At 67.9% G+C, this 13,623-nt stretch carries 13 protein-coding genes and 2 pseudogenes; 7 read left to right on the top strand and 8 right to left on the bottom strand.

From position 1 onward, the window contains the following. Window positions 1-177 precede the first annotated feature (177 nt). From QMK30_RS10565 to QMK30_RS10580, 4 genes are all read left to right on the top strand, one after another. Window positions 178-1,383 carry a cytochrome P450 gene (locus QMK30_RS10565; RefSeq protein WP_283517073.1) on the top strand — a complete coding sequence of 402 codons (1,206 nt, stop codon included), beginning with the start codon at window positions 178-180 and terminating at the stop codon, window positions 1,381-1,383. 52 nt (window positions 1,384-1,435) lie between these two features. Next, window positions 1,436-2,599, top strand: a complete 1,164-nt coding sequence (locus QMK30_RS10570; protein ID WP_283517075.1) for a type III polyketide synthase — start codon at window positions 1,436-1,438, stop codon at window positions 2,597-2,599. Beyond that, window positions 2,596-2,799, top strand: a complete 204-nt coding sequence (locus tag QMK30_RS10575) for an acyl-CoA carboxylase subunit epsilon (RefSeq protein ID WP_283517076.1) — start codon at window positions 2,596-2,598, stop codon at window positions 2,797-2,799. Before QMK30_RS10570 ends, QMK30_RS10575 begins: the two co-directional genes overlap by 4 nt. 325 nt (window positions 2,800-3,124) lie before the next feature. Beyond that, a complete protein-coding gene (locus tag QMK30_RS10580) occupies window positions 3,125-4,012 on the top strand; it encodes a slipin family protein (RefSeq protein ID WP_283517077.1) in 888 nt (295 codons plus the stop codon). A 652-nt stretch (window positions 4,013-4,664) separates the two neighbouring features. Here QMK30_RS10580 and QMK30_RS10585 read toward each other — a convergent pair. The 6 genes and pseudogenes from QMK30_RS10585 to QMK30_RS10610 form a co-directional block, all read right to left on the bottom strand. Beyond that, window positions 4,665-6,509, bottom strand: coding sequence for a glycoside hydrolase family 15 protein (locus tag QMK30_RS10585; protein WP_283517078.1), 1,845 nt, complete (start codon window positions 6,507-6,509; stop codon window positions 4,665-4,667). Between the two features lie 58 nt (window positions 6,510-6,567). Beyond that, window positions 6,568-7,107 (bottom strand): hypothetical protein, encoded by a 540-nt coding sequence (locus tag QMK30_RS10590; protein ID WP_283517079.1) that lies wholly within the window; start codon window positions 7,105-7,107, stop codon window positions 6,568-6,570. Then, the gene (locus QMK30_RS10595) at window positions 7,104-8,381 is read right to left on the bottom strand and encodes a molybdopterin-dependent oxidoreductase (protein WP_283517161.1); all 1,278 of its coding nucleotides are present in this window, start codon (window positions 8,379-8,381) and stop codon (window positions 7,104-7,106) included. Before QMK30_RS10595 ends, QMK30_RS10590 begins: the two co-directional genes overlap by 4 nt. Window positions 8,382-8,956: 575 nt before the next feature. Beyond that, window positions 8,957-9,178 (bottom strand): IS3 family transposase, encoded by a 222-nt coding sequence (locus QMK30_RS10600; protein WP_283517080.1) that lies wholly within the window; start codon window positions 9,176-9,178, stop codon window positions 8,957-8,959. An 85-nt stretch (window positions 9,179-9,263) separates the two neighbouring features. After that, window positions 9,264-9,694, bottom strand: a pseudogene (locus tag QMK30_RS10605) (NAD(P)/FAD-dependent oxidoreductase); the annotation flags it as partial. After that, window positions 9,691-10,104 (bottom strand): arsenate reductase ArsC, encoded by a 414-nt coding sequence (locus QMK30_RS10610; protein WP_283517082.1) that lies wholly within the window; start codon window positions 10,102-10,104, stop codon window positions 9,691-9,693. The pseudogene QMK30_RS10605 and the gene QMK30_RS10610, both read right to left, overlap by 4 nt. Before the next feature lie 91 nt (window positions 10,105-10,195). Between QMK30_RS10610 and QMK30_RS10615 the strand changes: the two genes are divergently transcribed. From QMK30_RS10615 to QMK30_RS10625, 3 genes are read left to right on the top strand one after another with little or no spacing between them, the layout of a single operon-like run. After that, a complete protein-coding gene (locus QMK30_RS10615) occupies window positions 10,196-10,504 on the top strand; it encodes an ArsR/SmtB family transcription factor (protein WP_283517084.1) in 309 nt (102 codons plus the stop codon). Further along, window positions 10,501-11,592 (top strand): ACR3 family arsenite efflux transporter, encoded by a 1,092-nt coding sequence (gene arsB / locus QMK30_RS10620; protein WP_283517085.1) that lies wholly within the window; start codon window positions 10,501-10,503, stop codon window positions 11,590-11,592. The genes QMK30_RS10615 and arsB overlap by 4 nt, the downstream gene beginning before the upstream one ends. Continuing rightward, window positions 11,589-12,644, top strand: coding sequence for an ArsO family NAD(P)H-dependent flavin-containing monooxygenase (locus QMK30_RS10625; RefSeq protein ID WP_283517087.1), 1,056 nt, complete (start codon window positions 11,589-11,591; stop codon window positions 12,642-12,644). The genes arsB and QMK30_RS10625 overlap by 4 nt, the downstream gene beginning before the upstream one ends. Window positions 12,645-12,678: 34 nt before the next feature. On the opposite strand, the gene QMK30_RS10630 is transcribed toward QMK30_RS10625, so the two are convergent. Then, window positions 12,679-13,038 (bottom strand): ArsR/SmtB family transcription factor, encoded by a 360-nt coding sequence (locus tag QMK30_RS10630; protein ID WP_283517089.1) that lies wholly within the window; start codon window positions 13,036-13,038, stop codon window positions 12,679-12,681. Between the two features lie 207 nt (window positions 13,039-13,245). Then, a pseudogene (locus tag QMK30_RS10635) lies at window positions 13,246-13,524 on the bottom strand (FAD-dependent oxidoreductase); the annotation flags it as partial. Window positions 13,525-13,623 lie beyond the last annotated feature (99 nt).

Consider the following 13,623-nt stretch of genomic DNA (forward strand, 5'->3'; position numbering starts at 1 on the left):
CCCGCGGAAGCGCGGGTCGGGGGCCTCTTTTGGGGTCTGCCTCGGCTCCGGAGACGAACCGGGGCGGGGCTGATCGGGTTTGTTCTATGGGCCGGGTGGGTTGCAGAGCGGCATGGCGGGGCGGTCCGGCGTGTTCAGCGGGTCTACATCTCTTCGCCCCGAGAGCTAGGAGTACCTGTGACTGCCTCCGCCGAGGTCTATAGCTGTCCGTTCGACTATGTGAACGGTTTGGAGTTCGACCCGCTGCTCAAGCAGCTGCTGACCGAGGCTCCTGTCGCCCGGATCCGTATGCCTTACGGGGAGGGGGAGGCGTGGCTGGTGACCAGGTATGACGACGTACGGTTCGTCACCACCGACCGCCGTTTCAGCCGCGCGGCCGGCATCGGGCGCGATCTGCCTCGTATGACTCCGACCCCGATCGCCCAGGCGGAGGCGATCAACTTGATGGACCCGCCGGAACACAACAGGCTGCGGCGGCTGGTGGCCAAGGGGTTCACCAACCGTCAGGTCGAGCGGCTCCGCGCCACCACGCAGCGCGTCGTGGATGGAATGCTCGATGAGATGGTCGAACATGGCGCGCCCGCGGACCTGGTCCAGCACCTCTCGGCCCGCCTGCCGCTCACCACTATTTGCGAGCTGCTGGACATCCCCGAGTTGGACCGGCCCCGGCTGCGCGGTTGGGCGATGGCGATGATGGCCGTCGGCGTCACGGACCGGGAAGCGGCGGACGAGGCCAAGAGCGAGCTGCGTGCCTACTTCACCGACCTCACGGCCCGGCGCAGGCGCGATCCGGGCGAGGACCTGCTGAGCAGCCTGGCCACGGCGCGGGACGGCGATGAACTGCTTGACGAGCGAGAGCTGGCCGTCCTGGGCATGGTGCTGCTCGTCACGGGCCATGACACCACGACGTACCAGATCAGCAACATCACGTACACGCTGCTGACCCATCCCGAGCAGCTGGCGAAACTACGGGCCGAGCCGGAGATGCTGCCGCGCGCTCTCGAAGAGCTGCTGCGCTTCATCCCCTTCCGGCAGGGCGTCGGTATCGCGCGGGTGGCCACCGAGAACGTGGAGATCGACGGAGTGATGGTACGGGCCGGTGAGGCGGTGCATGTGTCGTACCTGGCGGCGAACCGCGACCCAGAGATGTATGACCGTCCCGACGCACTGGACTTGGAGCGCGGCACCCCCCACCACATGGGGTTTGGCTACGGTACGCACCACTGCCTGGGCTCACACCTGGCCCGGATGGAACTCCAGGTCGCCATCGGCACGCTCCTTGAGCGCTTCCCGCGGCTGCGGCTGGCCGTGCGTGAGGACGAGATCGACTGGAACACCGGCTCGATCTGGCGCTATCCGCAGACACTGCCGGTCGCCTGGTGACGCGCGTGGTATCCACGGAACGATCCGGAAGAAGCAGCGGAGGCAACCCTCGGTGACCACACTGTGCAGACCGGCGATCGCGGTTCCCGAACACGTCATCACTCTTGAGGACACACTTGATCTCGCGCGCACCCTGCACGCCGGCCATGAGCAGCTCGGTCTGGTGTTGCGGCTGATCGAGAATACGGGTGTACAGACACGCCACCTCGTCCAGCCGCTCACCGACACTCTGAAGCATCCGGGATTCGAGCGGCGCAACCTCCTGTACACGGCGGAGGCCAAAGCGCGCGTCCCCGAGGTGGTCGGCCGGGCCCTGAGCCATGCTGAGGTCGAGGCCCACGACATCGACCTGATCATCTACGTCTCGTGCACCGGTTTCATGATGCCGTCGATGACGGCCTGGATGATCAACAAGCTGGGGTTCCGCTCGGACACCCGGCAGCTGCCCATCGCACAGCTCGGCTGCGCGGGCGGCAGCGCGGCGATCAACAGGGCACACGATTTCTGCCGCGCTTACCCGCAGGCCAACGTGCTCATCGTGGCCTGCGAATTCTGCTCGCTGTGCTACCAGCCGATGGACCTGGGTGTTGGCTCGCTGCTGTCCAACGGGCTGTTCGGCGACGCCATCGCCGCCGCCGTCGTGCGCGGCGAGGGAGGCCGGGGCGTACGGCTGGAGCGCAACGGTTCGTATCTGGTACCGGATACGGAGGACTGGATCTCGTACAGTGTGCGGGCCACCGGCTTCCACTTTCTGCTGGACAAGCGGGTGCCGACCACTATGGGCATGCTGGCCCCGGCTCTGCGCACTCTCACCGAGCAGCAGCGGTGGAACGTGTCCGAACTGGATTTTTACATCGTGCATGCGGGCGGTCCGCGCATTCTGGACGACCTCTCCAGCATCCTGCGTCTGCCCTCCGAGACCTTCAGGTTCAGCAGGGCGACGCTCACCGAGCGGGGCAATATCGCCAGTGCGGTCGTCTTTGACGCGCTGGACCGTCTCTTCGAGGAGGACAGCACCGCGGCCCTGGGCACCGGGCTGATCGCGGGCTTTGGGCCCGGAATCACCGCGGAGGTCACGCTGGGCCGCTGGACGGCGTCAGCGCCTTTCGTCGGTGAGCGGGACAGAGCCGTCCTTCGCCGCGAACCCCAGGCGAAGGCGCACGGTGACCTGGACGATGGATCGGCGGCTCAGCCGGCTGCCGCGCCTGCGGGGTGAACCCGGACGAAATCGGACTGCGCATCGAAAAGGGCCACGCCGAGCCCGAGGAACTCGCCGCGATCAAGACACTCATCCTCGCCCGACTACAGAGCCGCAGAGACTCCTCCGCCAGACACCTCCGCGGCTCCGCAGCCTTCCACGCCCGGAAGGCGCACCGGAGACCGTCCGCATGCTGGGCCGGCTGCTGGGCCTGTTGACGGCGCAAGGGTGATCCCGTGGCGGCCCGTATGGCTTCGGCTTGCCCAAGCCGAAGCCCTGCCAACGTCTTTGAGGAAGCCTTCCGATGGCTGGGGACCGGAGCAAATCTTGACTGATCGAGGCGGCTGCGCGCAGGGCCTGGGCAGGCGGCCGAGACGGCCAAGGCGATGGCCGCTGCCTGGCTGCGGGCCCATCTCGGGTGGAAAAAGCTGATGATCATCGAGCGTCTCGCCCACCGTTACCGTGTTCCACGGAGCGAGGGTCAAACTCCCCCATTCGGGTATAACTCACATGTCGTGTCCGGTTCGGATACAGGGGGCTGTGATGGTCGAGGAGCTACTGACAGCGGGAGCCATGATTGGCGGGGCAGCTGTGCTGTACGTGGCGTCGGCAGCCCGGATTGTCAAGCAGTACGAGCGAGGGGTGGTCCTTCGCTTTGGCCGGCTGCGTGGCAATGTCCGGGGGCCCGGGTTCGCCATGGTGATCCCTCTCGTGGATCGGCTGCACAAGGTCAATATGCAGATCGTGACGATGCCTGTTCCCGCGCAGGACGGAATCACTCGTGACAACGTCACGGTCCGGGTCGACGCGGTGATCTACTTCAAGGTCGTTGACGCGGCCGAGGCGATGATCCGGGTCGAGGACTATCGCTTCGCGGTGTCCCAGATGGCGCAGACCTCGCTGCGTTCCATTGTCGGGAAGAGCGATCTCGATGATCTGCTTTCCAATCGGGAGAAGCTGAACGAGGGGCTGGAGCTGATGATGGACAGCCCGGCCGTTGAGTGGGGTGTGACCATCGACCGGGTGGAGATCAAGGACGTCTCGCTTCCTGAAACGATGAAGCGGTCGATGGCCCGGCAGGCCGAGGCCGACCGGGAGCGCCGTGCCCGGGTCATCAACGCGGACGCCGAATTGCAGGCTTCCAAGAAGCTCGCTCAGGCGGCCGCCGTGATGTCCGACCAGCCCGCGGCTCTCCAATTGCGGCTGCTGCAGACCGTGGTGGCGGTCGCCGCTGAGAAGAACTCCACCCTCGTCCTGCCTTTCCCGGTCGAGTTGCTGCGGTTCTTGGAAAGGGCCACCCCGCCGCAACCCGCCCAGCCCCCGGCGCCGTCCACGGGACCGCCTCCGGTGGTGCCAGGAAAGGGCGAGCCCGCACTTGAGGAGCGCGTCACCGACGAGTCCGAGGAGGAGGCCGGCGCCAGTTCCGGGTGACTTCATTCATGGCGAGCGGCGGTCCCCATCGCCCGAACCGGGCGGTTGTCGGCCCGGCGGGCTAGATCAGAAGGGTGGATGGAGATGTGTACCGAGCGCGGCTTGAGCAGAGATACCGTCCGCAATGCCCTCACGGTGCAAGCTCACCGCCTCGAAGTCCTTGCAAACGAGGCGAGGGCCAGCGGGAAGTCGGAGAAATCAGCCAGGCTGAGAGCCAAAGCTGACCGTTGTCATGCCTCCGCCCGCACCTGAGTGTGCCGATTTCCACGTCGTCTGCGGCCTCTCGGCACGCAAAGCGCCGATGCTGTGTTTCCCATAAGGGATGATTCCGCGTCTAAGGGCTGTCCCGTAATCCCTGGTGGATCAGCGCACGGCGTCAGATGCGGTGCATCGCAAGGCGGAGGGACGTTCGCATACTGGACGTATTCGGGTGTTCCGACAACGCGGCGAGGTGCCGTAGCTGTCGTCGTGCGCCTGCCAGGGATTGCGGGACAGCCCTTAGGACAGATGGCGCAGGAGATGGGCTGCGGAGGCCCGCGCGGCTTCCGCGCAGGTGAGGTCCATTCGCGGGCGACTTCAGGACGGCGTAGGGCCCGGAGAGCGCCGGAGTGGCTGCCACTCGCCACCTGCGTGAAAAGGTGCCCGGTGACGACTATCGGCCACCGTTCGGACTGCGCGATCCCGCTTCCTGCTCAGCTCGGTGGATGGCATCCGCGGCATTGATCAGGCCGATGTGGCTGAATGCCTGAGGGTAGTTTCCCAGCGCCTCTCCCGTGGTCGAAGAGACCTCTTCTGCGAGGAGCCCGACGTCGTTGGCACAGGCGAGGGCGGTCTCGAAGACCTTGCGGGCACGGTTTACGTCGCCGGTCAGCGCCAGTGCGTGGGCGAGCCAGAAGGTGCACAGCAGGAACGATCCCTCCTCGGCGGCGAAGTCATCGCTGAGATAGCGGTGTACCTGTCCGCGGCCGTCGGTGAGCTGGGTCGCGATCGCCGTCACGGTGGAGCGGACACGGGGGTCGTCACCGGGCAGGAATCCCATCAGGGGGAGCATCAGCGCCGAGGCGTCGAGCTCGCTGCTGCCGAATGACTGGGTGAACGCCCCCAGGTGCTGGTTCCACCCGCTGGTTTCGATGGCCGCGCGGATCTGCCCCCGGGTGTCCTTCCAGGAGGCGACCCGGTCGGCGGTCGCCCCGAGGGCAGGGGCGAGGTCGATGGCGCGGTCGAGCGCGACCCAGCACATTAGTTTCGAGTACAGAAAGTGCCGGCCCGGCCCGCGCACTTCCCAAATGCCCTGGTCGGTTTCGCTCCAGCGGCGGGCAGCCGTCTCGGCCGCCTGGAGGAGGAAGCCACGGATGGGCTGATCGAACCACTCATGGCGGGGGAGCGTTTGGTGGGCCGCATCGAGCAGTTCGCCGTAGACGTCCAGCTGGCGCTGGCGCCAGGCGTCGTTGCCCACACGCACCGGTGTGCTGCCGCGCCAGCCGCTCAGATGGGGGAGGGTGCGTTCACTCAGGTCCCTCTCCCCGCCGATCCCGTACATGACCTGCAGGTCCACACCCCGTTCCAGCTGGGTCGCCGCGGCCCGGGCGAGGAAGCCGAAGTAGGCCGCCTTCTCCTTCTCACAGGCGGTGGTGGCCAGGGCCTGGAGAGTGAAGCTTGCGTCGCGTACCCAGGTGTAGCGGTAGTCCCAGTTGCGGTCGGCGCCGATGCTTTCCGGCAGTGAGGTGGTGGCCGCCGCGATGATGGCGCCGGTCGGCGCGAAGGTCAGGGCCTGGAGTACGCGTCCGCTGTGGTCGACCTGTTCCTGCCACGGTCCGCGGTAGCCGCGATGGGAGCGCGTCCACGAGCGCCAGCCCTTGATGGTGTCGTTCATACGGCGGCGGATCTGACCGGCACGCCAAGGGACCGGCTCCGTATCCCCCCAGGCGGACACGGACTGCAGGGCGAAGCCGGCCCGCTCCCCCGCGCGCAGCGTGATCTCACCGCGCGCGGTTGACCCGCTGACCTCGAGTGCGCGAGGGGCCGACAGCACCAGCCGGTGAGCGCCTCCGTAAGCGGTGAGGCCGCCACGCACGGCAGTCATCACGGGGTGGATGAGACCGAATTCCGGGCGCGGCGCGTAGCTGGTATCCAGCGTCACCGAGCCGGCGGTGCAGGTGACCTGCCGCAGCAGGACTCCGGGCGAGGACGCGCCCAGCGCATGTCCGCGTTCTCCGTTTCCCATCGCGAGGGCGTCGAGCAGAACCACTGTTCCGGTCGGTGTGCGGAAGGTGGTCTTGAGCACCAGCGTCTCTTCTACGTACCGTCGGCTGACCTCGCTGGGACCGCGAGGGCGGATCGACCAGTGGCCGGCGCCCTCGTCGAGCAGCAGGCCGAAGACCGACGGGCTGTCGAAACGCGGCAGGCACAGCCAGTCCACCGAGCCGTCGGTGCCGACGAGGGCAGCCGAACGGCAGTCCGACAGCAGTGCGTAGTCACCGATGGGGCGTGTGCTCACTGCCGCACCCGGCCGGTGGGGACAGCGGGCAGCCTCGGCGCAGGTCCGAGGAGGGCGGTCACGGAGTGGACTCCACGTCCGGCTCTGATCGCGGCTTCGTCTTCAGTGGCTGCTGCGCTCGGCGGGAGAACCCCATGCGCGCCAGCAGTACGAGAGCCGAGAGACCGAACAGGACGGCGGTGATCAGCAGCCAGCGGCCGAGGAACACGTCAGCGGACAGCCCCGTGTACGCGGTGAAGCGGTGCACCTGCCCCAGGATCAGCGGAAAGTACGTCAGGAGCAGCACACCGGACAGGAAGACCGGCACCCGGACGTAGTTGATCCACTCCCGGATCAGCGGACGGCCTTCGCCCCGGGCATGAGCGGCGGATTCGCCGCGGCGGCCGCCCAGCAGGGCCTGGGCGGTGCGGTCGGTGACCGTGTAGAGGGGCAGCAGGACCAGGTCGTGCAGGAGCGCCGCGCCGACGAACCACACCACGACCATCAAGGTGTCTCCGTCCAGCAGCCGGATTCCCGCGTACCCGGTCAGGGCGAAGGAGCACAGCACCAGCAGCAGGTGCAGGGGCGAGGCCCCGTAGCGCGTTCGGAAGCCGCTCATGCGTTCTCCCCGAAGGTCAGACGGGTGACCCATTTCGTGTTGTGGACACCTGGGTTGGCCGGGACGATGACCCGTGCCGGATATCCGTGATCCGGCGACAGCTCCGCCCCGTTGACCCGCAGCGCCAGTAGTGAGCGTGAGTCGCGCACCTGATTGTCGCGCAGCATGGCAGAGCGGAAGGCGCCGCGACGCTGGGCGGATTCGACGAACACACCCGGTGCACGGTCCGTGAAGCCGACGAGCGCGGCCAGGTCCGACAGCCGCACCCCGCTCCACTCCTGGTCGTCGGTGGACCACCCCTCCACGCAGGCGATGGGCAGTGCCGCGCTGTGCTGCGGCAGCTCCAGGACCTGCTCACGAGTGAGTGTCCGCTCGCGGCCCCCGCCCCGTACGACCAGCCGCCAGTCGGGTCCCGTGTCGCGGGCACGGATTCCCACTCCGGCAGCGGTCTTGTTGATCTGGAAACCGTTCGGACCCGGTCCCGGGTCCTGACCGTGCGGTGCGAGCAGAGCGGTGGATCTGAGGGGGCCGCCGATGCTCTGCCCGGCCGTCATCGCGAGCAGGACCAGGGAGCCCGCACCCACCATGCCCAGCGCGCCCCGCCGTGACATCGTCGGCACAGCCGGGTTCGGCGTCACCAGGCCGGTCTCGTCCGCCGGTTCCGCTTTGGTGCGGCTGAGCGGCGTGCGCAGCTCAGCACGGAGGCGGCCGCCGCGCAGGGTCCGGATCACCAGAGGGATGCGGAAGACGACATGAACGACGAAGGCACCGATGAACACCCATGACCCGTAGAAGTGCAGGACATAGAAGGAGCCGGGGAAGATGTAGTCCAACTGAACATTGAGCACACCGGTCGCGAACACGAACAGCACGCCGCCGACCAGAAGCAGCAGCGAGAGCCGTTCGAGCGCCTGACTGACCGACCTCACCGGCGGCCACGCGAACAGACGGGGAATCACCGACCAGAGTTTCGCCAGCAACACCGGGATCAGCACGATGCCGAGCGTGACGTGGACACCCTGGTTGAGGCGGTAGAGCCAGTGCGGATCCGTGGGCCAGGCGAAAAGATAGAAGCCCAGCCATCCCCTCTGCGGAGTCGTGTCATTGCCCGCGAGATCCGGGTTGTACGCGGCGTAGGAGAGCAGCCCGGTCACGAGCAGCACCGTGAGGCCTCCGAGCAGAACCGCGCCGAGCACCGATGTCAGCCACGGCCCCCGCAACGGGCTGCGCCAGAACCCCGGCCGGGACGGACCGGCGGGCGGACCATCCCGCAGCAGAGCAGCAAGGCGCGCCCTCGACGCCTTCGGGCTCGGACTCACCGCCTGAGTTGCCGCAAGGCGGCCGGCGCCTTCCCGCCCATGGTGTGGTTCTCCCGCAACGGAGCCGTGTTCCCGCCTGCCGGCCTCCTCGTGTCCCGCATCCAACCCGATGTCGCGCAACCCGCTCGGAGGCGCTTTGGCTGCGTCCTCCTGCTGTCCGGACGCCTCATCCGCGCCGTGCCCACCCGGCACGTCCGCGGTGGCGGCCGGCTCATCCGGCTGGAGAGGTTCCTCGTCCTTGCCGTGCATCTCGCCCATGGGATTCCTCGCGTGGTTCACGGAACGTCAGACCACCGCCCACCATGCCGAACAGTAGCCTTAAATATCCCATTTCAACGGGTATTCATTCGAGTGAACTCTGGCCCGATCACCCTTGTGCGTGAGCGAGACACTCGCTCGGATCGCGAGTCGGTCCGGGAACTCGCTCAAGAAGCTGGGCTGACGCATATGCCGGGGCAACGCCTGGGCGTGGAGGCCGCGCGCCCCGCCGTACTGGGCCTGAGGTTCCCCCGTTGTTCGGGAGGTGCTGATCAGCTGGTCAGGTCGGGTTGACGGGTGTTCAGGTTCGCTCGTTCGGCCTCTGCCTGGTCGGCGTAGTGCTTCTCCTCGAACTCGACCGGGCTGAGGTAGCCGAGCCGCTTCTGGATGAGCCGGCCGTTATGGAAGCCGTCGATGTACTCGAACAGCGCGAGGTTCGCCTCGGCCCTCGTGCCGAAGACGCGGCCGCGAACGCACTCAGTCTTGATCAGCATCCGCAGGTTCTCCGCGAGGGCGTTGACGTATGAGTCCCCGACCGACCCCGTGGACGCCTCATTTCCCGCCCGCACCAAGCGGGTTGAAGAACCCGTCGCACGTCGCGCACCAGGACACACCGCGCCCGGACAGTTCGTCCTCGCGCTCCAGGCCGAGCTTGCGGTATCCCGATCCGGTCGCGACGATCACGGCGCGCGCCCGGTGGACGGTACCGGCGCTGTCGGTGACTTCCTTGATCTCGCCGGTGAGGTCGACGGAGACGATGTCGTTGTCGATCATCTCGGCGCCGAACCGCTCGGCTTGGGCCCGCATGTTCTCCATGAGCTCGGGGCCCTGGACGCCTTCGGGGAAGCCGGGGAAGTTCTCCACCTCGGTCGTCGTGGTCAGGGAACCGCCCACGAAGATCGCACCACCGAAGACGAGGGGCTTGAGATCGGCACGGGCCGAGTAGAGAGCGGCGGTGTAACCGGCCGGGCCGAGCCGATGACGATGACCTTGCGGATCTCGTCGCTCACGCCGTCTTCTCCGGCGCGATCTCCTCGATGAGGCCCGCGACGAGCTTCTTGATCTCGTCGCGGATGGGCCGTACGGCCGCGACGCCCTGACCGGCCGGGTCCTCCAGCGCCCAGTCCAGGTACCGCTTGCCGGGGAAGACGGGGCAGGTGTCGCCGCACCCCATGGTGATGCACACGTCCGACTCCTTGACCGCGTCCACGGTCAGGATCTTCGGGGTCTCGGCGGAGATGTCGATGCCGACCTCGGCCATCGCTTCGACCGCTGCCGGGTTGACGGCGTCACCCGGGTTGGAACCGGCCGAGCGGACCTCGACACGGCCCCCGGCCAGGAGGGTCAGCCAGGCGGCGGCCATCTGGGAACGGCCGGCGTTGTGGACACAGACGAACAGCACAGAAGGCTTCTCGGACATCGGGGTCTCTCTTGTTCTCGCGACGAAATCAGGCACAAGTGACATCAGCACCCGGTGGCGTCAGCCGCCACTGATGTGAGAGTATCAGTCCATGATGACGTCAGTCGACACTGAACTGATCCGGGTGCTCGCGGACCCGATCAGGCTCAAGATCGTGACCCTGCTCGCCCGCGAGACGCTCTGCACCACGCACCTCGTGGAGGAGACCGGGGCCCGGCAGACCAACCTCTCCAACCACCTGAAGGTGCTGCGGGAGGCCGGAGTGGTGGAGACCGAGCCCTGCGGCCGGTTCACCTACTACAAGCTGCGCCCCGATGTCATCGCCCAGCTCGCCGGCCAGTTCACCGACCTGGCCGAGTCCGCTCGTACCGCCGCCGAAAACAAGAGGGCCTGTCCGTGACCCGCACCGAAACACCCGCGACCACCGAGGAAGCCTCCGTCGTCGCGAAACTCTCCACACTCGACCGCTTCCTCGCCGTATGGATCCTGCTCGCCATGGCCCTCGGCCTCGGCCTGGGCCGCCTGATCCCCGGCCTGAACGACGCGCTCGCCAAGGTCGAGATCGGCGGCATCTCCCTGCCCATCGCAGTCGGCCTGCTGATCATGATGTACCCGGTGCTGGCGAAGGTCCGCTACAACAAGCTCGACGCGGTCACCGGCGACCGCAAGCTCATGGCCTCGTCGCTGGTCATCAACTGGATCATCGGCCCGGCCATCATGTTCGCGCTGGCCTGGATCTTCCTGCCGGACCTGCCCGAGTACCGCACCGGCCTGATCATCGTCGGTCTCGCCCGCTGCATCGCCATGGTCATCATCTGGAACGACCTCGCCTGCGGCGACCGCGAAGCCGCCGCCGTCCTGGTGGCCCTCAACTCGGTCTTCCAGGTCATCGCGTTCGGCGTGCTGGGCTGGTTCTACCTCGACCTGCTGCCCGGCTGGCTGGGCCTGGGCGACGGAGAGGCACTCGACATCTCGATGTGGAGAATCGCCCTGAACGTCGCTATCTTCCTCGGCGTCCCCCTGCTGGCCGGCTTCCTCACCCGCCGCATCGGCGAGAAGAAGGTGGGCCAGGAGAAGTACGAGAACACCTTCCTGCCCAAGATCGGCCCCTGGGCCCTCTACGGCCTGCTCTTCACGATCGTCATCCTCTTCGCCCTCCAGGGGAAGACGATCACCTCGCAGCCGCTGGACGTGGTCCGGATCGCGCTGCCGCTGCTGGTCTACTTCGCGGTCATGTGGTTCGGCACCTTCTTTCTCGGCAAGGCCATCGGCCTGAACTACGACCGCACCGCCACCCTGGCCTTCACCGCCGCGGGCAACAACTTCGAGCTGGCCATCGCGGTCGCCATCGCCACCTTCGGCGTCACCTCCGGCCAGGCTCTCTCCGGTGTCGTCGGCCCGCTGATCGAGGTCCCCGTCCTGGTCGCGCTCGTCTACGTGTCGCTGGCCTGGCGCAAGAAGTTCACGGCCTCCCCGCTGAGTTCGTGAACCACCGCACACAGGTCGTGGTGATCGGCGGCGGCCAAGCTGGGCTCGCCGCCGGTTACCACCTGCGCCGCCTCGGCCTGGACTTCGTCATCCTCGATGCCCAGGCCGGGGCGGGCGGCGCCTGGCGGCACGCCTGGGAATCCCTGCACCTGTTCTCCCCGGCCGCCTACTCCTCACTGCCCGGACGCCCGATGCCCGGCCAGCCGGGTGAGACCTACCCGGACGCCGGGCACGTCGTCAGCTATCTCTCCGAGTACGAGGCACGCTACGAACTCCCCGTCCAGCGGCCGGTACAGGCGCGGGAAGTGCACCGGGACGGACGGAATCTGCGCGCGGTGACCGATTCAGGCGAGTGGACCGCCCGCGCCGCGGTCAGTGCGACCGGCACCCGGTGGCGACCCTTCCTCCCCGCGGTGCCCGGCAGGGCCGACTTCCACGGACGCCAACTGCACACCGTCGAGTACCACAGCCCGCGCGACTTCACAGGGCAGCGCGTCGTCGTCGTGGGCGGCGGCAACTCCGGCGCACAGATCGCCGCCGATCTCGCGTACGACACCGAGCTGACCTGGGTCACCCAGCGCCCGGCCCGCTTCCTCGCCGACGACATCGACGGCCGCGCCCTGTTCGACGCGGCCACCACCCGGCGCCGCGCGCTTGACCAAGGAGTGACGGACACCGGTGGCGTGGCGTCGCTGGGTGACATCGTCGCCGTGCCGCCCGTACGCGCGGCACGCGACGCCGGACTCCTCAAGGCCCAGCCGATGTTCAGCCGCCTCACCCCGGACGGCGTGCAGTGGGACGACGGCACCCGAGCCGACGCCGACGCCGTCATCTGGTGCACCGGCTTCCGTCCCGCCCTGTCCCACCTCGCACCGCTCGGGCTCCGAGGGCAGCGCGGGTACATCCCCACCCACGGCACACAGGCTGCGGGCGAACCCCGTCTGCACCTGCTCGGATACGGCGACTGGACCGGCCCCGCCTCCGCCACCCTCATCGGAGTCGGCCGCCCCGCGCGCGAAGCGGCCCGCCAGATCGCCGACCTGCTGCACTGACGGCACGGGGTGAACCGACATGGTGGGGGGAGAGTCAGGCCGCGGAGTGGTGGAGCATCTGTCCCATCGCGGCGACCACGGACGGTTCGACGCGGTAATACACCCAGGTGCCGCGGCGCTCGGAGCTGAGCAGCCCCGCTTCCCTGAGCTTCTTCAGGTGGTGGGAGACGGTGGGCTGGGAGACACCGACGTCGGAGATGTCGCAGACGCACGCCTCTCCGCCCTGGTGCGAGGCGACCGCCGAGAACAGTCGCAGACGCACCGGGTCACCGAGCGCCTTGAACATCGCCGCGGTGCGCACCGCTTCCTCTTGTGTGAGAGGGCGCTCATTCAGCGGCGGGCAGCACGGCACCACCTGCGGCTCCAGCAATGGCAGCACCTTTGCATTCGACATACGTCTATGTTGACACACATCGAAGTAATACCCCAGGGGTTGCCGCACCGCCCGCTAGGCCCGGCCGAGCTGCCGCATGAGCCGTTGGGCTACGCGCTGCGCGTCCCGGCCGACACCTCGCAGCGACGCCGAGGACAAACTGCGCTGCCACTCCAGACCCACAAAGGCGAGGCCGGGCTGCGTGAGGGACATGCCGTCGCGGTGGTGGCTGGTCCGAATGTCCGCCCCCAGGCGGCCGGCGTAGCGGAGCAGGTAGTCGACGACCTCGTCGCGGTGTGGGTACCTCTCGGAGTCTCCACCGAAGGGCAGGCCGGGCAGCGAGCTGTACCGGGCCGGGGAGAACAGGGTGAGGCTGTCGTCATAGTGCGGCCAGGACCCGGCGGGCCGGTCGGATGCCTCCAGGATGACGGGCTTCAGCCCGTGCCCGAGAAGGGCGTGCGCGGTGGCGAGGCCGGACTGCCCACCAGGACTCTTCGACGCCCCCACCTCCGAACAGACCGCCGGCGGAGGCTGCTGCGCCCCCGCAGCCGCCCTCGTGCGGATCGGCCCCGCCGCCCCGGCCCCGACGACGCAAGAGGCTCCGGC

This window comes from Streptomyces sp. H27-C3 (genome assembly GCF_030063415.1).
GTDB lineage: Bacteria > Actinomycetota > Actinomycetes > Streptomycetales > Streptomycetaceae > Streptomyces.